The following is a 21831-nucleotide window of genomic DNA, read 5'->3' as shown; positions in this document are numbered from 1 at the left end:
CTATAGGATTTGTACTAACCAGCAAAGTCAGCAAATCTTATTTTACTCTGAGGTATCTTTTTTTCTCAACCACCTTTCGTGGAATTCCCTATATTTGTATTATACAGGAAGCTCCTGTAAATTCTTAGATGGTCCGCACTATATGGCGGTTTACATGGCAGCACATATTCACTGCCACTGGAAGTCCCGCAATGTGGGTAGCATAAGTATTGATATTCACTGCCAGAGCGGTAGTATCTCCGCCCAATCCAGCAGGGCCCAGACCAATCTCATTGATCTTTGCAAGAAGCTCCTCCTCCATCTCCTTTATATGAGGCAGGGGAGAATGGGTCCCGATTTCTCTTGTTAAGGCTTTTTTAGCCAGAATGGCTGCTTTCTCAAATGTACCTCCGATACCTACTCCTACGACTACTGGGGGACAGGCGTTAGGACCTGCTTCTCTTACTGTATTCAGAATAGCCTCTTTAACTCCTTCTGCTCCATCTGCAGGTTTCAGCATCAAGATTTTACTCATGTTCTCACTTCCAAAACCTTTTGGCGCCAAAGTGATCTCCACCTGGTCTCCGGGAACAATCTCATAGTGGATTACCGCAGGCGTATTGTCTTTCGTATTCACCCTCAAAAGAGGATCTCCTACTACAGATTTTCTCAGATAGCCTTCTTCATATCCCCGGCGAACACCTTCATTCACTGCTTCTTCTACACTGCCGCCTTCAAAATGTACATCCTGGCCGATTTTCAGGAAGACTACGGCCATACCTGTATCCTGGCAGATAGGAATCATATCCTCTCCAGCAATGTCCAGATTTTCCAGAAGCTGGCCCAGTATCTGCTTTGCCAGGGGCTTTGATTCCTTGTCATAAGCCTCCCGCATAGCCTTCTCCATATCAGGCGCCAGATAATGATTTGCCTGAATGCACATTTCTTTAATGTTTTCTGTGAGCAGCTCTGTATTTACGCTTCTAATCATATCTTTATTTTCCTCCAATGTTACTAGTGCACTAACTTCTATGAAGCTGCCGGTTCAGATCGATACGGTTCAGCTCATGGATATCTTCTGTTCTGTTTCCTCCGATCAGACCGATCAGCATATAATACCCTGTAGCCGGATCCTGTGGATAATCTTTAACCAGCGAAAAGTCCTCAATCTTTCCTGTGCTGGAAATATGCATTCTGGGTCCCAGGCACTCTATGATATAATCTCCGATCTGCACATGGTTTTCATCGTAATAAGATACCGGCAGGTCCTTTTTTACTGCTTCCCGGACCTTCTCCTCCAGCCATTCCAGATCTACAGAGGGCTTTTCCTCAAACAGCAGAACGAAGCCATGGCGTACATCTGATCTGGGGCCGTCCTGGGCATAGCCTTCCCCCATGAAATACACACACAGGTCTTCCAGGGTATGGGCCATTTTCCGGTAGGCTACAGACTTATGCACAATGCCGGCAATATTCTCCGGCAACGGCCCAAACATATTAGGCCTGGTAATAATGATCTCCTCTCCGATTCCTACCAGGAGATCCGCATTTCTGTTCAGGAAAGGATGAATGAGCTCAAAGTGCTCTACGATCACCATTTTCCCATACCTGGCAGCCTCCAGAATGGCATCTGCCAGCACATGCATCTGGGTAAAGGCAGACTCAAAACGGATATCCAGGTGGTATGTATGGGGAGAAAAGGGGTCTGACAAGTCTTCATGGAGAAGGGGAAGAGGACGGACATTGACGCCTTCGTCATCGTTGGTCAGGTCCAGTCCGGGAAACATTCCCTTAATGAGCAGGCTCTTTCCTGCTCCCGCATCCCCGATTATACCGATAATGTGATCAAAGGGGCTGAGGTACATCTGGCTCAGCTGCATCCCCAGATCTGCCATACGGCGGTTTCCTCTGGGGGCAAAATAAAAACTGTACAGGTTACTGTCCTGCATTTGTCTTGAATATGCCATAAAATTTTCCTCTCAGATTTAAAGCCAGAAGGCCAAACACGCTTTACGAATCCTTCTGCAAGCGGTTTGGCCTTTCCATATCCTATATACTTCCTGCTATTTTCTTGCTTTTCTCAGAGCAAGGATTCTCTCCATCTCATTGTAAACAATCATGTAGCCTTCGTCAACACCCATACCAGGCTTTGCCAGGATCTGATCCGGTTTTGTGGCCATCGCACAGTTTACGCATACCTGAGCAGACCGGTCTGTCTCATTGCAGGTTCCACCCTGGTAAGCGCCGAAGCCTTTCTCTTTGCAATAGAGAACAGCCTCTACGATATTGTTGATGCCTCCCAGATCCGGAGTCTTGATCTGAGCCATATGTCCGGCTTTATTGTCAGCAAAATATTTTACATCTTCCAGGGTATTGCACCACTCATCTGCAACCAGCTCTACGTTAATGCCCCTTCTGTCAACTTCTTCTCTGAGACCTTTCAGGCAGAGCATCTGTTTTTCTCTTTCCTCTGCATCCATAGGACCTTCAATTCTTAAATGGAATGGCTTAGCTGTCTCTTCCAGCTCTGCCAGATAATCTGCCATAGCCGGGTAATTGTCCACGCCGAAAACCGCTCCGATAGTTCCATATACGTCAATGTGGAAAATCGGCATATAATCTTCGTCATGGCGGAGCTTCAGCACACGGTCTCTCAGCCATGCCACATACTCCTTCAGAATCTCTCCATGCTCGCCCAGCTTTGTCTTTACATTATTGATCAGAGCATGAGGCATTACTGCAGCACCCTTTAAGATCATCTTGTCTGCATTATCATAACGGCTGTCACCAGACTGGGTGAAGATTGGAATCGGCTCCTCTGAAACTGTTGTGCCATACTCATCTGCCACTACTTCACACATAAGACGTTTGGTAGATTTTGCCACAGCATCCAGAATGGCCTGGCTTACACCGTAGCGGATAGCTGTGTGAAGACGTTTTCCATCTACCTGGATATTCTCCAGCATCTCACACAGTCCCTTGAAGCTGTCTGCCTCTTTGCCAACCAGTTCCGGTTTGATATATTTCTCAATAATGGGGATAAAATCCTCAGCCAGGAACAGAGGATCACGTCCGCCTGCTCCAGAATACTGTACAGCGGCGCAGTCACCCCAGGCAATCTGGCCGTCTTCCAGGATCAACATAACGGAGATAGCCTCTCCCGCCTGTCTCACAGACTTAAACCCAGGGGTTACAGTCTCACCAAAATAAGCTGCACCGTCAGAAACGGCACCTTTTTTAATTGCTCTCTGATCATCAAAGAAAAATCCTGTTCTGGCTTTGGAACACACAAGATCTACTATTTTCATTTTTTTCTCCTTTTTTGCGGAGCCGAAGGGGATTTTTGGCGAAAACGAAAGGAGTGGGAAAGGGAGGTTATAATGGTCAGTCCCTTCAATGCATTGCATTCGCCTCAGGGGACATAGGCGTCTTTTCTTGCTCAAAACCCTTTTCAATTCGCAGAAAAGACGCCTATATCCCCTGAGGTGTTCAGATTTCTTGCAGGGACTGGGATTTAGGTTTTCTTTTCCCTGGTTTTCATTTTCGGCAATATGCAGCCGGCGGCTTCGCTAATATTTGCCAGCCGCCCATCCGGCTGTTGGTTTTTGGCTCCGATTTGTTTATGATTTGTTTTTTTGGTTTTTGATAATTCGCAAGGGGTGGACAGTCCCTTCAATGCAGCATGTTCGCCTCAGGGGATATAGGTGTCTTTTCTTGCTCAAAACCGTTTTTCATTCGCAGAAAAGACACCTATGTCCCCTTCGGCGTTCATTTTTTTTGCAGGGACTGGGATTCAGGTGTTCTCTTTTCTGAAAATACCATTCTCAGAAAAGACTTCTGCAGCAGTTCCAAAAAACTGCCTGTAGCTTATCCAACATAGCCACAGAACTATATCCCAGCCTCAGTGGACCCAGGTGGTGGGGGATAGGCGAATTTAAACGCCTTTGAGCCTAGACCCCACTTCCTGGGACCTCTGGGGCTGTACACCACCCTAAGTTTTCCCCGCAGCTCTGAGGTACAGTCCCGACCTGCGCTATAAAACTGTATCCCAGCCCCAACGGTCCCTGGTAGTGGGGGATAGGCGAATTTTAAACGCCTTTGAGCCTAGACCCCACTTCCTGGGGCCTCTGAGGCTGTACACCACCCTACGTTTTCCCCGCAGCTCTGAGGTGCAGTTCCTCTCTGCGCTATAAAACTGTATCCCAGTCCCGGTACGCCAGGCTGGGGAGCCCAGGCGAATTTAAAACGCCTTTGAGCCTGAGCCCCCAGCCTGGCGCTCCGGGACTGAACACAGCTATATCACCGCCCGGAACTGCCCCCTCAGTCTCATTTCGGCTTTCCTACCAGTCTTCCTTTGCTGATGGCATATACATCGTCGATGACCATCTGGAAAGAGGCTTTTCTCTTTTCCATTTTTGCTCTGTGCTCAATCTTATTTAAGTTGTAATTTACCAGTTCTTTTGGCAGAGGCACGTGTGCCGGGTTCAGATACCGTACTGCACCTTCAAAGTCACGAGCCGGAAGCATTTTTCCGTAATTGTACTTGCTGGGTGCAAATGGAATATCAATAACGCCTGCTTTTACCGCCCGGATAGCGCCAAGGGCCAGGTCTCCCTTTCCAAGCTCAAAACTCTTGTCTACGATGGCTCTGGTTTCTTCCTTGATGATCGCTTTTTCCAGCTCCAGTGCAGAACTCTTCAGTTCCTGATCTGCCAGAAGGGAAATCGCCTGTTTTGTACATCTCAGACCCTGAGCGTTAGCCTCCATAGTCGGCACGCCGATAGCCTCATGAGGAGTCTTTACAATAACTTTTGTGGCTTTTGCCAGAGCTGCTACAGAGCTTCCCCAGGAAATAACTGCAAAAGCTTTTGCCTCGTCCTGAGGGAATCCGCCCATCCACTGATGGAGAACAGTGGTTACGGTTGTATCCTCGTAGCCGTACTGCTCCAGATATTCCTCAGTCAGCTCTTCCAAAACACGGAGAGCGGCTACGTCCTGAACCAGATTTCCGCACTGTCCGTATCCCACAGTGATATTCTTTACACCCTGTTCTGCTGCCAGCATAGCCTCAATAATTGCCACTGCGTTAGACATAGACGGGGGTACCAGGGTACCGGTAAGAGGTCCGTAAGGCTCACGGTTAATGGATACTCCGGCTTCTTCATAAATGCCGGTCAGTCTGTCCACATACTGCCAGTCATAGATTGTTCTTTCAAGAGGAACATCTTTTGCGTATGGAATATTGTAGGAAATACCGCCTCCCTCATAGCTGGTAAATCCTCCTGCGTAACAGATTTCTGTGAGAAGGCGGGCATCCGGAGTTCCGTGACGTACCTGTACCGGAATATCCAGGTTTTCGATAATCTGACGGCAGCCGTACACTCCATGGTTTACTGCCGGGAAGCCATTGAGCATAGACTTCCTGGTATGTATAGACTCTTTGATTCCATTCTCCGCTTCTTCATAGCGGTTCTGTCTGGTATAGGAATCAATCGTGGTAGGAAGCAGGTCCGCTTCTCCGTTATTCTGAAGATACTGGAGAAGTTTAATATGCTCATCGATCAGAGCTACTCCGGCTCTTGGCTGGATTAAGGTTTTCCGTTCTTTTTTTGCTTCTGACAATTTTCTTGAAAAGCTCTTTGATTCCGGCATGCTTTTGTGATATTCAATAGCCTCATCTAAGTCTACATCTTTGCCAGTGGACCACTGTCCCAGAATTTCTTTTCGGATTCCGTAAAACTCGTCATCCGACAGCTTCTTATTCATAATGTCCATAATCAGCAATCTCCTTCTTCATTATTTCCAGAGCAGCCAGGGGATAGTATTGAGAAAGCAAGCCCATAGCTGCCAGAATATACTTATCATCAATCAGAATCTTGGCGTTTTCCGGTCTCAACGACTCCGGTGTCTGAGGATCATAGAGAGCCTTCCCGGCAATCTCCCTGACATTTTTGGCATGGATCAGTGCTCCTCCTGTAGCCACCACATATTTCACGCTTCGCAAATCTTTTCCGCTTTGGAGGAAGGTCAGCCCTGTAGGGGTATAAACCTGCTCCAGAGTACCTGCATGACGGGAAACTGCTGTTTCTACCGCTCCACAGGCCAGAGCGAAATCCATCTTTTCCATTTCTTCGTTATCCGGTATATAGTCTGTATGGCTGCCCAGGAAATCCACCAATTCTGCAACTCTTTTCCTGTTAATACCTGAAAGTAAAGACAGTTTTCTGTCCCCTGCCGCTTCCAGGATTCCATGAACGCTGTACCGCATTCCAATATCGCCTTCTACGCTTCTCTTGGAATAGGGCTCTTTAAGTCCTTTCATGACTGTGCCTATATTGGCAGGATTTCCATCTGCAATAGAATATACGTCTGTAGTAGCGCCTCCCAGGTCGACAGCTACCAGCTCTCCGATTCCCGGATGGTCCTCCCACCCTTCGGACAGCAGTTCCATAGCTGCCAGCATGGCAGAAGGCGTAGGCATAATGATCCCGGATACCAGGTCCGCCGCTTCTGAAAGCCCTTTTCCCTGAACAATTCTTTTCAGAAAAATCTCCCGGATCTGCTTCTGGGCAGGAAGCACATTCAGCTCTCCCAGCCTTGGCATCACATTTTCACATACATACACGCTCCGGTCTTTCAGAATCTCCTCACACTGGTCAGCTGCATTGCGGTTTCCCGCAATTACAATAGGGCAGTCGTAGCTCAGCCCGGAAAGAACCTGGGCGTTATACAGAATGGTTTCTGTATTTCCCCCGTCAGTTCCCCCTGTCAGAAGAATAATATCGGGATGATATTCCTCAATCTCCCTCATATCCCCTTTAGTAAGCTGAAAAGAATAAGTCTTCCATACTTTGGCTCCGGCTCCCAGGGAGGCTTCTCTGGAGGCCTGAGCAGTAAGCTCCGGCACCAGGCCTATAGAAATCATCTTCAGCCCTCCTGCTGCACTGGAGCAGGCGTACCGCTCTGCAAATTCTAATGGTCCTGTGGTTTTCTCCAGGATTTTCAGAGCATTTTCCAGTCCTTCATTAATGTCTGTTTCTACTGTGGTATAAGCAGTGGCTGTACCCAGGACTCTGTATTCTTCCACATCCACAGCCGTTACCTTTGTATTGGTACTTCCAAAATCCACCAACAGGATTGGTTTCATTTTCTTCACCGCCTTGCTTATGCTTCTTCTTCTGGTTTCTGCATGCCAAAGTCTTCATATAAAGCGGCAATGGTAGTCTCTGGAGCAGTTCCGGGACCAAATACCCTGTCAAAGCCCATGGCTTTAAACCGCTTTTCCACCTCGTTAAAAGGCTGCTTTCCTACTACAATATTCCCTCCTACATAGAGAAGGATTCCTTTCAGGCCTGCCTCGTCGCATTTATCACGCAGTCCCCGGCAGTCCAGTTCTCCATGTCCGTACAGAGAAGAAACCAATATAGCATCTGCTGCTGTCTCAATAGCAGCGGAAATGTATTCTTCCTGGGATACCATAACCCCCAGATTGGTCACTTCAAAACCTGCGTCTTCGAAAGCATGCTGAAGTATAGTATTTCCAACTGCATGGACATCCGCACCGATAACGCCGATCACCAGTTTTTTCTTATCCACTGTAAAACCTCTCCCTTCACATTGTTCTTATCTGTTATATCTTTGGCACATTTCGGATCGTATCCAGCAGAGTGCCGTCACGGTAGAGAACCTTTGCTACAACTCGGTTCCCCATCTCAATCTGACGGGGAACTCCGGCAATTTCCTCTGCCATTTCTTTCAGCTCACGGATATCCTTTACAGGAAGTCCTGCTTTGAGCAGTTTCTCTTTCAATTCTTTCTGTCTGGGGTTTACTGCAATTCCTCTCTGAGTAACCACCACATCTACCGTTTCACCCGGAGTGGATTTACAGAGAACCTGATCTACGATCAAAGGCAGTCTGGCCCGGATCAGCGGCGCCACGATAATGGACAATTTAGAACCTGCCGCTGTATCGCTATGTCCTCCAGAGCCTCCCATAATATAACCGTTGGAATCTGTATGTACATTTACATTAAAGTCCAGATCCACCTGGGTAGCGCCCAGGATTACCACGTCTAGGCTATCCACTGCAGCGCTTTTTGCTGCCGGTGAAGCGTATCGCATAGCGGAAATCTCCCGATGTCTGGGATTCTCCCGGATAGATTCAATAGCTTTCAGATCAAAGCACTGTACGTCTAATATGGTATCAAAAAACCCTTTATTTGCCATGTCGACCATGTGTCCGGTAATACCGCCCATACAGAAGCTTCCCTTGATATGGTCTTTTTCCATCATCTCTTCTACATATTTCGCCACTGCCAGTGAGGCGCCTCCGGCTCCTGTCTGGAAAGAAAATCCGTCCTTTAAATAGCCGGAATGTTTTACTACCTGAGCAGCCAGACCGGCAATCCGCAGCCCTACCGGGTCTCTGGTAATCTTCGTCGTTCCTGAAACGATTCTGGCAGGATCTCCAATCTGTTCTGTCTGGACTACATAATCCACATACCCCTCTTCAATAGAAGCATCTCTTAAAGGATAGGGAACCAGATGATCCGTAACTGCCACTACTTTTTTAGCATACATCGCATCAGAAAAAGCATATCCTAAAGAGCCGCAGGCCGAAGGTCCATACTTTCCGCTGAGATTTCCCATGTCATCGGCACAGGGTGCTGCCAGAAAAGCAATGTCGATTTTGGAAGAGCCATTTTCCATATCTCCGGCACGGCCTCCATGAGTCCGGAAAATCACCGGTTTTTCCATGATTCCCTGGGAAATAGCCTTTCCTACCTTGCCGCCCATATAGTTACACTCGATCTGAGTCACCACTCCATTTTTAATGTGCTCGATAATGGGTTCATGGATATCAAAGATAGAGCTGGCATTTACCGTAAGGTCCCGGATTCCCATAGCCGCCGCTTCTGCCAGGACCATGTTCAGCACATAGTCGCCGTTGCGCATATGATGGTGGAAGGATATGGTCATCCCGTCTTTTAATCCGGCTTTTTCTATAGCCTCCCGGATGGTTCCGATTAATTTACTCATCTGCAGCCACCTCCGTATATCGCCTTTTCCATTTCCAGCACCTGCTGAGCTCTTTTTACAATAGGTGCGTCGATCATTTTTCCTCGAAGGGAAATTACGCCTTTGCCCTGACGCTTGCCATCCTCAATGGCGTCCATAACATCGTGGGCGTATTCAATCTCCGCCTCTGTAGGGGAGAATACTTCATTGACGATATCCACATGCCGGGGAGAAATTACTGCCTTTCCTGCAAATCCAAGGCTTTTGGCAAATTCCGTATCCTTTCTCAGTCCCTCCATGTCTTCTACATCTGTAAAAGGTGTGTCATAAGCCTCTATACCCCAGGCTCTGGCCGCACAGACAAGACGTGTCCTGGCGTAAAAGATTTCCTGACCTTCTTTCGTTCTCTTACAGTGCATATCTGCCGTAAAATCTTCTCCTCCCAGGAATAGTCCGGTCACCCGCACATCTGACGAAGCAATCTCAAAGGCCTTTTCCACACCTAAAGCTGTTTCAATAAGAGGAAGGATCTTCACACTGCCTTTTTCAATGCCGCTCCTTTCCTCTACCTGGCCCATATAAGCAGAAACTTCCCGGATCATCTCTCCTCCGCTGACTTTTGTAGGCATGATCATGTCCGGCTTCAGGGGGATCACTGCATCCAGGTCTTCCTTCCAGAATTCTGTATCTGTAGGGTTGATCCTTACAACTACCTCGCAGCCTGAAAAATTCTGATATTTTAAAGCGTTTCTCACCAGGATCCTGGCGGCGTCCTTTTCATCGGGGGATACTGCATCTTCCAGGTCGAAGATCACCGTATCCGCTCCCAGAGTGTCACCGTTTATCAGCATATTCGGGGTATTCCCCGGCAAAAATAACATTGTCCGCCTCATTCTTTTTCAACGCCCCCTCTTTTCAGCGCAGTTTCCATGCGGGCTCGTATCACACAGTCCAAAGCACCCTTATCTTTAATAAAAATCTTTCCTGTAGAAACATCAAATTCTTTTAAAGTATCCAGGACTGCTCCCCGGATAGCATCCATATACTGGTTTGCCACTACAGAATCAATTTCCAGCACCAGTTCTGTATCGTCCGGCTCGATCTGGATAAACAGGTCGCTGGACTCCAGAGTCCCTGCTACTGCATTTTTCAATATTTTCACAGGTCTCCTCCTTTCCTTACCCCGAAACTTATTCTACTGCACTTCTGGAAACCTGAGCCTGAGCCAGGATTTTCTTTTCCTGTTCTATAGCCTGTTTTTCCAGTTCTGCCACTTCTTTACCAATTCTGTCTACATATTCCTGATCCTTAATAGATTCCAGGTTGATCTTTACGTTAAACCCGGCTCCCAAAACCGCTGTTCTGGCCATCATAGTAGCTACAAGGGCATCTGTCACTGCTGTTTTGTTTCCTTTTACTACCATAGTCTCAGCGTAAGGCAGGATACCGCAGGCTGCCTTTGCCACAGATAAAGGAACTTCTACTGCTGCTTTCAGGCCGTTCTGCATAGCTTCTGTTCTGGCTGCTTTCTCCTCTTCTGTTTCTTTTGGTAGAGTCAGCGCCTGCATATACTGATCAAAAGATTCGCTGTCTCTCTTAATGTCGTCTAAAAGCTGTGCGCAGACTGCTTTCATAGGCTCTACAGCCTCTTTCATCTCTTCTTCCACATCCGCATATTTTTTCTTTCCTATGGTCAGACCTGCCACCATTTCTGTCAGAGCAGCCGCCAGAGAACCTGCGAGGGCGGAAATACTTCCGCCCCCTGGTACTGGTTCATTAGAGGCTGTCTGCATGGCAAATTCTTGAATTGTCATATTTTTCATGGCATATACCTCTTATTATCTTTTTTACAGTCTTGTCTCTAATACCTGTTTGGATTCAAAACCTTCCAGTCCTAAATAATATTCTGCACAATCTACCAGAGCCTGAAGCGGGATCAGTCCTACTACTTCGCTGCCCAGAACGTTTACTCCGTAACGTCTTGCTTCCATCCGTACAGTTTCAAATACTGTATAAACAGATGTCTTTGTGTAATCTGTAAGGTTCATGGATACCTGTGCGATATTTCTGTCTTCCAGCATTACGCCCATGGCTTTGCAGTAACGGAAACCGCCTTTGATATGACGGATCTTGTCTGCGATCCTCTGTGCGATTTCCAGGTTGGAAGTATCCAGATTGATATTGTAAGCGATCAGCGGCATTCTGGCTCCGATAGCAGTAACGCCTCCGGTTGGATGAATGGTGTCGGGACCAAAATCTGGTTTCCACTGTGGATCTTTCATCTTCTCAGCCATTCCCTCAAACTGTCCCTGGCGAACTTTAGCCAGATTTTCTCTGTGAGGAGCTGTGGCAGATTTCTCATAAAGGAAGAAAGGCTGTCCGAATTTCTCAGAAGCTTCTTTGGCTACCGCTTTTGCCAGAGCATCTGCTTCTTCTACTGTAGTATTGCGGATAGGGATAAAAGGAACTACGTCTACACAGCCCATACGTGGATGCTGTCCCTGATGTTTTGTCATATCGATCAGCTCTACTGCTTTTCCGATAGCGGCAACCATAGCCTGTCCCAGTGGTTCCGGCTCACCGATCACGGTAACAACGCTTCTGTTGTGGTCTTCATCAGAGCTGTAATCCAGCAGTTTTACCCCTTCCACATTCCGGAAGCAATCCACGATCTTCTCGATTTTTTCCTTGTCTCTTCCTTCACTGAAATTTGGTACGCATTCAATAATTTTCTCCATGGTCTTTTCTCCTTTATTTCTTACGCATTTTCCATGTTTACAATTACATTTATAACCATTCTTTGTGATATACGGTTTCTCCGTTCTTAATTACCGTTTCTACCAGATTAATCCCTGTATGGTAAGGCAGATAGTAGACAGAAGGATACTTGAGAAATACCATATCCGCCTGTTTTCCCGGCTCAATGCTGCCAATCCTGTCTGCACGGTCCACAGCTGCCGCACCGTTTATAGTAAGGGCTGTGATAACCTCTTCCACAGACATATTCATATAGATACATCCAAGGGCTATAAGCAGAGGAATGGAGTTGGTAAAGCAGCTTCCCGGATTCAGGTCTGAGGCAATTGCTACTGCACAGCCTTCATCGATCATCTTTCTTCCCGGGGCATATTCCTCTTTAAGGCAGAAAGCCGTGGCAGGAAGAAGTGTGCTGATCACACCCTGCTCCTTCATCTGCTGGATTCCTTCATCAGAAGCTTTCAGCAGATGGTCTGCTGATACTGCTCCTACTCTGGCTGCCAGCTGGGCGCCTCCAAGAGGATACATCTCATCTGCATGGATTTTCAGCTTAAATCCCATCTCTTTGGCCCTTGTGAGATAATACTCTGAATCTTCAATATTAAATACGCCCTGCTCTGTGAAGATATCTGCAAATTCTGCCAGATTTTCTTCTCTGACCTTGGGCATTACATTGCAGAGCATCTCATCCAGGAATTCTCTTTCTCTTCCTTTCCACTGAGGAAGAACACTGTGAGGTCCCAGGAATGTCCTTACTATATCTACCGGATGTTCCTCATCCAGCTCTTTCATAGCCCGAAGCTGCTTCAATTCTGTATCGCAGTCCATGCCATATCCGCTTTTTCCCTCTACAGTTGTGACTCCGAACTCCAGCATACGGTTCAGTCTTTCCCGTCCAGCCTCTTTAAGCTCTTCCTTGGAAGCCTCCCGGGTGGGATTTACCGTGGCATTGATGCCCCCTCCTCTTTCCATAATGGACATGTAGCTGTCCCCTTTTAATCTCCAGGAGAATTCATCTGCCCGGTATCCGCCGAAGATAAAGTGGGTATGGGAATCTACGAAGCCCGGAAGCACCGTTTTTCCCGATGCATCCAGAACCTCATATTCCTCCATGTTCACTTTTTTATCCAATTCTTCGGTGGTTCCCACTTCTATGATCTTATCATCATGAATGATCACAGCTCCATCCTTGATCAGGCCGATATCCGCCATTTCTTTTCCGAATTTCGGTGCCTTTCCTCTGCAGGTAACAAGTTCAGAGGCATGGCGTATATATCTTTTTTTCATATTTTGTCTCCTGTTATCAGTGATGTTTGTGATGGTGAACCTCTGGAACTACATCTTTGCATACTCTCTCGATCAGCTCTTCGCTGGCAAGATAAGGCATAGTGATATAGTCCTCTCCGTTTCTGATCTTATTGTATTCTGCTACAGTCTCGATAGAGTGCTCGCATCTGCCCCAGCTTCTTCTGGAAACACCGATCATGGTATCCCACGGAATTGCTGCCTTAAGGATCTCGTCAACTCTCTCGCTTCCATCCAGAACCATGCCAAATCCACCGTTAATAGATTTGCTGATACCTACGCCGCCTCCATTGTGGAGAGCTACCAGGCTCATGCCTCTGGCTGCATTTCCTGCATAGCAGTGTACTGCCATATCTGCAGTAATATTGGAACCATCATAAATATTTGATGTTTCTCTGTATGGAGAATCTGTTCCGCCTGTGTCATGGTGGTCACGACCCAGCATAACCGGTCCGATTTCTCCGTTTCTTACCATTTCGTTAAATTTCAGAGCAATGTCTCTTCTTCCCAGAGCATCCTGATATAAGATACGGCACTGAGTACCTACTACCAGTTTATTTTTCTCTGCGTCACGGATCCAGATATAGTTATCTCTATCCTGACTTCTTCTGTTCGGATCAATGATTTCCATTGCCGCATGGTCAGTCTTTCTCAGATCTTCCGGTTTTCCGCTTAAGCAGCACCAACGGAAAGGTCCATATCCATAATCAAACAGTTCTGGTCCTAAAATGTCTTCTACATAAGATGGGAAGATAAAGCCTTCGCTGGTATCTTCGCCGTTTTTAGCAATGTCTTTTGCACCTGCATCAAATACAGCTTTCATAAAGCTGTTGCCGTAGTCGAAGAAGTAAGCGCCTCTTTCTACCAGAGTCTTGATCAGGTGGTAATGTTTGATAAGTGTCTGATCTACCAGCTCGCAGAAACGATCTTTGTCATTAGCCAGCATCTCTGTTCTTTCTTCAAATGTCAGGCCCTGTGGGCAGTAGCCGCCGTCATATGGCACATGACAGGATGTCTGGTCAGACAGCAGTTCGATCTTAATATTATTGTCTACTGCATACTGCAGAAGATCTACAATATTTCCATGGTAAGCAATAGAAATGGTTTCTTTCTTATCCATGTATTCCTGAGCAACTCTGAAGGCTTCTGCGGCATCTTCGATTACCAGGCTTACCCATCCCTGGTCATGACGTGTCTTGATTCTGGAAGCATCTACCTCTGCAACGATACCAACACCTCTTGCAATTTCAATGGCTTTTGGCTGAGCGCCGCTCATGCCGCCAAGACCGCTGGTAACGAACAGATGTCCTGCCAGGTCTCCGTCCTGAGGTACGCCCAGGAATTTACGTCCTGCGTTCAGAATTGTATTAAATGTACCATGAACGATTCCCTGTGGTCCGATGTACATCCAGCCGCCGGCTGTCATCTGCCCATAGGAAGAGCAGCCCATTGCTGTAGCTTTTGCCCAGTCCTCCGGATTATCAAACATACCGACCATAAGACCATTTGTGACAATAACTCTTGGGCTGGATTCATGAGATTTGAATAATCCCATAGGATGTCCGCTCATCATGACCAGTGTATGATGATGGGTCAGTTTTTCCAGATATTTCTTGATCAGCTGATACTGCATCCAGTTCTGGCATACCTGTCCTGTCTCCCCATAGGTAACCAATTCATAAGGATAAAGAGCTACCTCATGATCCAGATTATTGTCGATCATTACCTGGAAGGCTTTTCCCTCGATACATTCTCCCTTGTACTCATCAATGGGTTTTCCGTAAATCCTTTCCTTCGGCATAAAACGATATCCGTAAATACGGCCTCTTGTCAAAAGCTCATCTAAAAATTCGGGAGCCAACTGTTCGTGAAGTTCTTCCGGCACATATCTCAAAGCATTTGCTACTGCAAGTTTAATCTCTCTTTTATTCAGTGTCAGTTCTCTTTTCGGTGCTCTTCTTACGCCCTCTTTGAAAGTAGGGTACTCCGGAAGCACCGGATCCAGCTTAATTACCATTGCTTTTCCGATTTCCGCATTGTTCATTTTTCATCGTCTCCTTTACTTTTTTTACGATTGTACCATCAACACAGTCTAAAAAACGTCTATTTCTTGGTGATTTTTCAAAAAACCCACAACTTCTTTGGTGATTTTTACTTATTACTCTTTCTTCAATCTACTGTGATAAAGTGATTTTACACAAATTGGCGTTTTATTGTCTCCCCCTCAGATAAAAGAACGCAAAAATACCGCCATATTTTCACAGAGGAGAATAAAGCATCAGGCCGGCAATCATCTCCACCGGAAGTCTGGCAGCCAGGTCTTTTGCCCGTTCTTCATATCCCAGTCTCCAGTCTTCATATGGAAGAAGCTCCCCTGTTCCAGCCAGATCTTTAAAGACGCATCCGTCCTGGATGATCACTCTGTCTTTAGAGGTGCCGATTTCAGGTCCGTTTTCATTTTGGTACAACACATACCCCTTTTTCACCTTTTTGCTGAACATAAAAACCTCCTTGATAACATATGTTTCGTTTATAACTACCATGTTACCAAGGAGGTTCTGATACGTCAACAGCAGCAGTAGACTTTTGTCTCGTATCCTTTTAGCACTGCCTGCCCCTGAACCTTATCTCCTGTATCCAGGTCTGTCACCGGCACCTTCAGCACAGCCTTCTGTTCTTCTGGAGAGTAATTTAAAATGATGATATATTGCTTTCCATCCTTTTCTCTTACACAGAGTTCGCACATTTCCGGCAGTTCCACCATCTCTTTAAAAGCTGAAAGAACTCCCCCATAGGCCAGAAAATCTTTTATATTTTCTCTTGTAAAGGTTCCTCCAAAATGCAGGACTTTTCCTTTTCCTGTATGATTCTCGATCAGCGCAGGACGGCCCTGATAATAATTAGAAGAATAGGAAGCCAGTACTTTGGCTCCAGGGCCTGCTGCAAGAATATCGTTAAAGATTCCTGTCTCTACCTGTTTACCCTCCCATTCCATAGAAACCTGGTCATCTGCCGGACCTAGAAAGGTAAATTCTTCTACTGTAGTTCCTGTGATATCTTTCAGAAGTCCCGGCATCACATCCATGACGCACTTCCCTGTCTCGTCCTTTAATCCGGTGCGGGCTCCCAGGATCAGGCAGCCGCCTTCTTCTGCATAGCGTCTGAGAAGCTCTGCCTTTTTCTCTGACAGGATCATAGGATGCGGATAAATAAGTACCGGATATTTCAGCAGTTCTTCCACTTCTGTGGAATCCAGAAGGTACACATAATCCATAGGCGTATGGCTTAACTGAGCCCCTATAAAAATTTCTTCCTCACTGGTCCAGGCCAGCCTCTGGTGCCATTTATCCACCTGGGCGTCCCATACATTACTGTAATCCCGTATCACTCCAAAGGCAGCCTTGTACTGGGCCCCGGTGATCTCTTTCATTTTTTCTACTCTCTGATGGATTTTCTTCACTTCCGCCAGTTTCCGGTTGTCCCTGTTATCATAGTCCAGGATACCATGCCAGTAGATCTCTGTTCCCATAGTACAGGTCCGCCACCTAAAGAAGCTTACATAGTCTGCGCCGTGGCCGATACTCTGCATAGCCCAAAGCATCATCTGTCCCGGTTTGGGAGCCGGAGCTTCCATGCGGGTATTCCATCCGTTGGCACCTGACTGCTGCTCCATAATACCAAAGTGAGGGCAGATAGAACGGACTTCTGTCAGCTTGTCACTCCAGCGTCTGTCATTCAGATTTTTGGAATGCTTTGGATCTTCGCAGAGACAGTAGGCGAAGTTTGGATAGGAATCATAAGTATAAACATCCAGGGCTTCGTCTGTCATAGCATGATTGTCCAGATTCTGGAACATACCATTGGTCGTAATAAAGTCTCCCGGCTTGATATATTTTCTTAAAATATCACTTTGCATCTTGCAGAAACTAATAGCGCTGTCTGATACAAACCGGATATAATCCAGGGTCTCATGGGGATTCGTGGAATTATGTATGGTAGTTCTGGGAACATACACCTGTTCCCACTGGGTATACTCCTGATTCCAGAACACTGCGCCCCAGGCCTTGTTCAGTTCTTCCAGAGTTCCGTATTTCTTCTTCAGAAATTCCCGGAATGCCAGAGTGTCGCTCTCAGAATAAAACTCCGCTACCTCACAGTTGATCTCATTGTCGATCTGCCAGCCCACTACATTTTTATGTGGAGCATAGTGTTCTCCGAATTTTTCCACGATTTTGGCACTGAGCTCCCGGTACACTTTGGAATTATAATTGTAATGCCGGCGCATACCGTGACGGTATTTTACCCCATCCATGCGGCAGTTCAAAACTTCCGGATACTTATCTGTCAGCCAGGCAGGAGGTGTGGCCGTAGGCGTTCCAAAAATCACCTTCATCTCTGTCTGGGCCACTACCTCCAGAAAATCGTCAAAAAATGCAAAGGTAAATTCCCCTTCTCTGGGTTCCACTTTGCTCCATGCAAACTCTCCGATACGAATTGTGTGGATACCATTTGCCAGCATCCTGTCCAGATCTTCCTTCCACAGGTTTCTGTCCCAGTGCTCCGGATAATAGCAGGTCCCCAGGGACAGTTCTTTCCATTGATAGTTTTGTGCTTTTCTCATAATACCTCCCTTTTGGCTTTCCCGCAGTTCTTTTAAAGAACAGCTCTGCAGATTCCTATTTTACTATTGGCATTCCCCACACTATAGATGACAGCTTTTTCACTCCACCTTTTTATAACAATCATTTGATTCTCTTTTACTTCATTTTCACCTATCTGTATTTCCCCTTTTCTCACATAGACTGCCAGAAAATTTTCATCTTCGTCAGGAATAATTTCAAATTTCTGCCCTGCCTCCAGGCAAAGAGCCTCCATTCTTCCTTTGGCCCCGTTTTTCAGCATCAGATTAAAGTCCACCACTCTTCCATAACTGACTGTAGGCACCCCGCCGTCGAAGCGGTCCACTTCATAGGGTTCCAGGGAAACTTTCTTTTCTTCTCCATGGACCATATCCAGATGTCCCTGAAAGATCATTAGATAACGCTCCACTCCCGGCAGACTGGTAAACTCTGACCGGTCTACATCTACTGTAGCACTGCTGATCCGCAGCTGAAAATTCCCGGATTTATAATCTCCATCTTCAGGGTACAGGTAAAGCTCTGTAGTATCTCCTCCTGACCATCTGGAAACCTTATAGTCTTTCTCTGTTCTCACAATCATTTTCTCACACATCTGTAAAAACCTCCCATTTAGTAAGTTTGATATTCTGCTTAGCTCATTGCTCTCAGGAATAAAATTTCAGCACCTTATTGAGATAAGGTCTCAGTATATCATTTCCACTTCTGTAGATCTCGTGTTTCGCTCCCGGCACTCTTATGAGCTTCCCCTGGGGCAGCCGGCGGATAAATCTCTCCTGAGGTCTGGGGTAGACCAAAGTATCCCGCTGAGCCTGAAAAAGGACCACAGGTATGTCTATCTTTTTCCAGGAACGGGCTAAAATTTCACGGCTCATGCGGTAAGCCTCCAGTCCCCACTGATAGCTGGCTCCATTATTCTGAAATTCCGGCACCCTTCTCCTCTTCTCATAGTAATGATCAAATCTGGCTCTGGAGAGACAGGAACTTTTTTCAAAAGTTTCTTCATCCCGAAATCCATGCTGTCCCAGAGCATATTCTTCACCCTTTCCCAGGGAACACATAAGAAAAGACGCCATATAGGCCAGAACAGGAGGAATATTTCCTGTACGGTGGAGAATCATAGGGGGGTTTAAAATTCCCTTCTGAAATCTCCCCGGATTTTCTGCCAGTGTTACCGCAGCAATGGCTCCTCCCATAGAATGTCCCAAAATAAACATGGGCAATCCGGGATTTTCCTCTGCCGCCCTGTCAGCAATAAAACTCAGATCTTTCACATATCTCCAGAAATTGTCTATATGAACCTTGCTGGGGTCCTTAGTCAGCCGGTAAGACCGTCCATGGCCGCAGTGTTCCGGAATATACACGGTAAAACCTGCCTGATAAAAATACCAGGCCAGCTCTTTATATTTTTCTGCACTCTCACAGAAGCCATGAGAAATCAGGATGACTCCTTTAGCCTCTTTTTTATGTAGAGAAAGGCAGAAAATCTTCTTTCCCATTTCTCTGGTATAGTAACTTTCTCTTCCCCAGGCGTCAAAGCAGGACTCTACATAGTACTGCATTTCTTCTGAAAAATTTTTCTCATCTAAAAGTCTCAACTCATTCTCCCCTTTCTGTGTCAAAGGTTTCAAAGGGACATTGTATATTTTTGAGGAAATGCAAAAAATAGGTCAACGCCAGCATGTCTGCACTTCCACCAGGACTGATATTCTTTTTAACAAAACATGTATCCAGGGCTGGGATTATTTCCAGCTGTTCCTCAGGTCCGGATGTCTTTAAAAACTGTTCCAGCTCTTTCTGTATTTTCAAAACCGTGTGGTAATCAGACCGTATGATCATATTGGTATCTTCCACAGAAGAAATATACTGGAGCAGGGTAAGGAGACCGGCATCATTCAGACTGTAACCTTTCTTCAGGAGTTTCTCAAAGTAAAAAATCCCTCTTTCCAGGACATGAGGAAAACCTCTCCAGGCTTCTCCCCGTATTCCTTCTACCTGGTGTTCTGCATAAAGTTTTTCCCCGTGGGTCCTGGGACCTCTCTCTTCCAATCCCTTATAATCTTCCATCAGATTGGCGGTGAGACTCCTGCACACTTCCCCCAAAATCTTTGGAAAATCATTGTTGCGAAAATCTGCCATCAGACTTCCTGCTCCATATCCGGCGCAGCAGCAGAATATCCCGCCGGAGAATACCATGCCTTTATGGGTATTGACTCCTCCCGTTGCCTCCCTCATGTTTTTTTCTCCTTCTATTCCCAATGCCCTTAATTTTTCAAAGAGTCCTGGAAGTTTCTCCTTTTTCCCGGTAAAAGCCAGCCCTTCCCTGGCGCATTGAATAAAATAAGGGGTCAGGGCATATGCGCTGTCTGCAAAAGTTATAAGGCTCATATCCTGATGGGCTCCGTTGTGGGCCCGGTCTACAAGCCCCGGCTTTAATGTGGCGTTTACTTCGTAAAGAAGGCTTTTCTGCATCAAAAGTCCAATATGGGAGGCCATTCTTTCTATATAAAAGTTTTCCATCATCTGGATTTCCCGGTGAAAAACTTCTTTGGCAGAATGTCTTCTGGACCGGCTGCAGTAAAAAGCCGACTCACCGCAGAGAAGACACTTTCTTTCTGAGAATCCCAGTTCCTGCCTGGAAACTTTTCTTCCGGTGCTGTCCAGCACATCAAAGTCAAAGAGCCTTCCCAAAGGGTGCTTGTCTTCCGCTGTGGTAAGGCTTCTTTTTATTTTTTCAGGGGACAGTGTCAGTGAATAAAAACTCTCACACCCTGTATTTTCTCTGTTTTCCAGGCTATAGATAATCTCTCCCTCTTCTTCTTTCACCGCCTGCTGTATCAGCTTATTTCCCACATCAAAAAGCCAGACTACAAAAGGAAATGTTTTCACCGGCCCTGGAATGTTCAGTGTAAAGCTCACCAGAGAAGCCGGTTTCTCTTTCATAAGTTCTCTCTGAATTTCTCCCCGTCTTTCCCTTGCGTCTAAAATTTCCCCCAGAGAAGCTTCTTTTCCCTCTGTCCATAACTCAAGTCTCATCTCTACTCTCCCTGTTCAGCAGTTTTTCTCTCAGCCCCCGTCCTTCTTCGGAAGTCAGATAAGCATAAGTTGTTTCAGGCACCATTTCTTTCAGAGTCTCCCAGTCTCCCTCCAGAAACTTTTTCCGCACATATGTGGCGCTGATTACCTGTTCCCGGTTTCTGCACCGGGGAATCTCTGTTACCTCTATCCCATAATCCGGAAGGATTTTTTTCATTTCCTGATTATACACTCTTGTGATTTCTGAAAAAGGCTCCTCTCCCACATAGCGGCAGTCTATGTGAAAAGCCTCCTTAAAATAAGTTCCGAAAATTTTCAGATCCAGCAGCACTGCCTCACCTGAAGCTTTTGCCTTGTCTTTCAGAAAATAATCCGGGAAGGTGGCATGGGAAATAAGATAATCTGAACTGCCATGGACATAGACATTTTTCAGATCCTCACAGCCTTTTTTTACCAGGTCCAGTCTTACCTTTGCCGGAAACTCCGAGGCGTCCTCTGACAGTACGAAAACATGAAGAATCTCACAGCTTGCCGCCGCATATTCCACCAAATACCTATGGCCCTTGGTAAAAGGATTGGCATTCATCACAATAGCTCCTGTCTTTAAGGAAAAATGTTCTTCATAAGGAGCAGCTTCTTTTTTCAGATAATCTCTGATCCCGTTTATTTTATTTTCCATAAGCAGCATATCCTGGGTATCCATAATGGGCCAGAACCCAAGATCCTGAAAATAGCTTTGATTGACTGGCTTTGTAAACACAAACAGATGGGTAATCCTCTCTTCCCAGGCGTTTTTCATAAGGAAGGACATCAGTTTCACCATCAGCCCTTCTCCCTGAAACCCAGGGTCTACAGCAATACATTTCAGTACATTCCCCTGCCGGGAGCCACAGGCTGCAATCTCTCCCTCCCTGGTACGCAGCACTACAGAATACTGAACCTTTGTGTCAAAGTCCAGCCCCTGCCGGGCTAAAAAATCCTTCATTTTCTCCAGTTTTCTTCCCCGAAAGGGACGTCCTTCCTCCTGATAAAACTCAAATCCCTCCATGTCATTCCCCTTTCTTCTGAACTAATCTGATTCTACCATATCCTACTCAA

Annotated in this window: 19 protein-coding genes; all 19 read right to left on the bottom strand. The window is 46.3% G+C overall.

Annotation, left to right across the window (positions count from 1 at the left end):
• Positions 1-124 precede the first annotated feature (124 nt).
• Entirely contained in the window at positions 125-970 is an 846-nt protein-coding gene (locus B5G00_RS16790; RefSeq protein WP_087274808.1) for a fumarate hydratase, read from the bottom strand.
• Positions 971-1001: 31 nt separating this feature from the next.
• Entirely contained in the window at positions 1002-1946 is a 945-nt protein-coding gene (locus B5G00_RS16785) for an alanine-tRNA synthetase second additional domain-containing protein (RefSeq protein ID WP_087274807.1), read from the bottom strand.
• Positions 1947-2042: 96 nt separating this feature from the next.
• The gene (locus tag B5G00_RS16780; protein ID WP_087274806.1) at positions 2043-3287 is read right to left on the bottom strand and encodes a methylaspartate ammonia-lyase; all 1245 of its coding nucleotides are present in this window, start codon (positions 3285-3287) and stop codon (positions 2043-2045) included.
• Positions 3288-4305: 1018 nt separating this feature from the next.
• The gene (locus B5G00_RS16775) at positions 4306-5754 is read right to left on the bottom strand and encodes a methylaspartate mutase subunit E (protein ID WP_087274805.1); all 1449 of its coding nucleotides are present in this window, start codon (positions 5752-5754) and stop codon (positions 4306-4308) included.
• Positions 5738-7126 carry a methylaspartate mutase accessory protein GlmL gene (gene glmL / locus B5G00_RS16770; protein WP_087274804.1) on the bottom strand — a complete coding sequence of 463 codons (1389 nt, stop codon included), beginning with the start codon at positions 7124-7126 and terminating at the stop codon, positions 5738-5740. Before glmL ends, B5G00_RS16775 begins: the two co-directional genes overlap by 17 nt.
• A 17-nt stretch (positions 7127-7143) precedes the next feature.
• On the bottom strand, positions 7144-7575 hold the full coding sequence (gene glmS, locus B5G00_RS16765) for a methylaspartate mutase subunit S (RefSeq protein ID WP_087274803.1): 432 nt from the start codon (positions 7573-7575) through the stop codon (positions 7144-7146).
• Positions 7576-7609: 34 nt separating this feature from the next.
• Positions 7610-9019: a citrate lyase subunit alpha gene (gene citF, locus B5G00_RS16760; RefSeq protein ID WP_087274802.1), complete on the bottom strand. Its 1410-nt coding sequence runs from the start codon at positions 9017-9019 to the stop codon at positions 7610-7612.
• Positions 9016-9879 (bottom strand): HpcH/HpaI aldolase/citrate lyase family protein, encoded by an 864-nt coding sequence (locus tag B5G00_RS16755; protein WP_330396401.1) that lies wholly within the window; start codon positions 9877-9879, stop codon positions 9016-9018. Before B5G00_RS16755 ends, citF begins: the two co-directional genes overlap by 4 nt.
• An 8-nt stretch (positions 9880-9887) precedes the next feature.
• Positions 9888-10160: a citrate lyase acyl carrier protein gene (gene citD, locus B5G00_RS16750; protein WP_087274800.1), complete on the bottom strand. Its 273-nt coding sequence runs from the start codon at positions 10158-10160 to the stop codon at positions 9888-9890.
• Between the two features lie 28 nt (positions 10161-10188).
• A complete protein-coding gene (locus tag B5G00_RS16745; RefSeq protein ID WP_087274799.1) occupies positions 10189-10821 on the bottom strand; it encodes a cyclodeaminase/cyclohydrolase family protein in 633 nt (210 codons plus the stop codon).
• 24 nt (positions 10822-10845) lie between these two features.
• On the bottom strand, positions 10846-11736 hold the full coding sequence (gene ftcD / locus B5G00_RS16740) for a glutamate formimidoyltransferase (RefSeq protein ID WP_087274798.1): 891 nt from the start codon (positions 11734-11736) through the stop codon (positions 10846-10848).
• A 49-nt stretch (positions 11737-11785) separates the two neighbouring features.
• Positions 11786-13042 carry an imidazolonepropionase gene (gene hutI, locus B5G00_RS16735; RefSeq protein WP_087274797.1) on the bottom strand — a complete coding sequence of 419 codons (1257 nt, stop codon included), beginning with the start codon at positions 13040-13042 and terminating at the stop codon, positions 11786-11788.
• A 16-nt stretch (positions 13043-13058) separates the two neighbouring features.
• On the bottom strand, positions 13059-15104 hold the full coding sequence (locus B5G00_RS16730) for a urocanate hydratase (RefSeq protein ID WP_087274796.1): 2046 nt from the start codon (positions 15102-15104) through the stop codon (positions 13059-13061).
• 214 nt (positions 15105-15318) lie between these two features.
• Positions 15319-15561: a hypothetical protein gene (locus B5G00_RS16725; protein ID WP_087274795.1), complete on the bottom strand. Its 243-nt coding sequence runs from the start codon at positions 15559-15561 to the stop codon at positions 15319-15321.
• Between the two features lie 65 nt (positions 15562-15626).
• Entirely contained in the window at positions 15627-17681 is a 2055-nt protein-coding gene (locus tag B5G00_RS16720; protein WP_087274794.1) for a beta-galactosidase, read from the bottom strand.
• A 32-nt stretch (positions 17682-17713) separates the two neighbouring features.
• Positions 17714-18292 (bottom strand): HutD family protein, encoded by a 579-nt coding sequence (locus tag B5G00_RS16715; protein WP_087274793.1) that lies wholly within the window; start codon positions 18290-18292, stop codon positions 17714-17716.
• A 52-nt stretch (positions 18293-18344) separates the two neighbouring features.
• Positions 18345-19295: an alpha/beta fold hydrolase gene (locus tag B5G00_RS16710; protein ID WP_087274792.1), complete on the bottom strand. Its 951-nt coding sequence runs from the start codon at positions 19293-19295 to the stop codon at positions 18345-18347.
• Position 19296: 1 nt separating this feature from the next.
• Positions 19297-20733: a citrate lyase holo-[acyl-carrier protein] synthase gene (gene citX, locus B5G00_RS16705; RefSeq protein WP_087274791.1), complete on the bottom strand. Its 1437-nt coding sequence runs from the start codon at positions 20731-20733 to the stop codon at positions 19297-19299.
• On the bottom strand, positions 20723-21781 hold the full coding sequence (gene citC / locus B5G00_RS16700) for a [citrate (pro-3S)-lyase] ligase (protein ID WP_087274790.1): 1059 nt from the start codon (positions 21779-21781) through the stop codon (positions 20723-20725). Before citC ends, citX begins: the two co-directional genes overlap by 11 nt.
• Positions 21782-21831: the final 50 nt, after the last annotated feature.

Source organism: Blautia sp. An46 (assembly GCF_002161645.1).
Lineage (GTDB): Bacteria > Bacillota > Clostridia > Lachnospirales > Lachnospiraceae > Blautia > Blautia ornithocaccae.
This window is presented reverse-complemented; position numbering and strand designations above follow the sequence as displayed.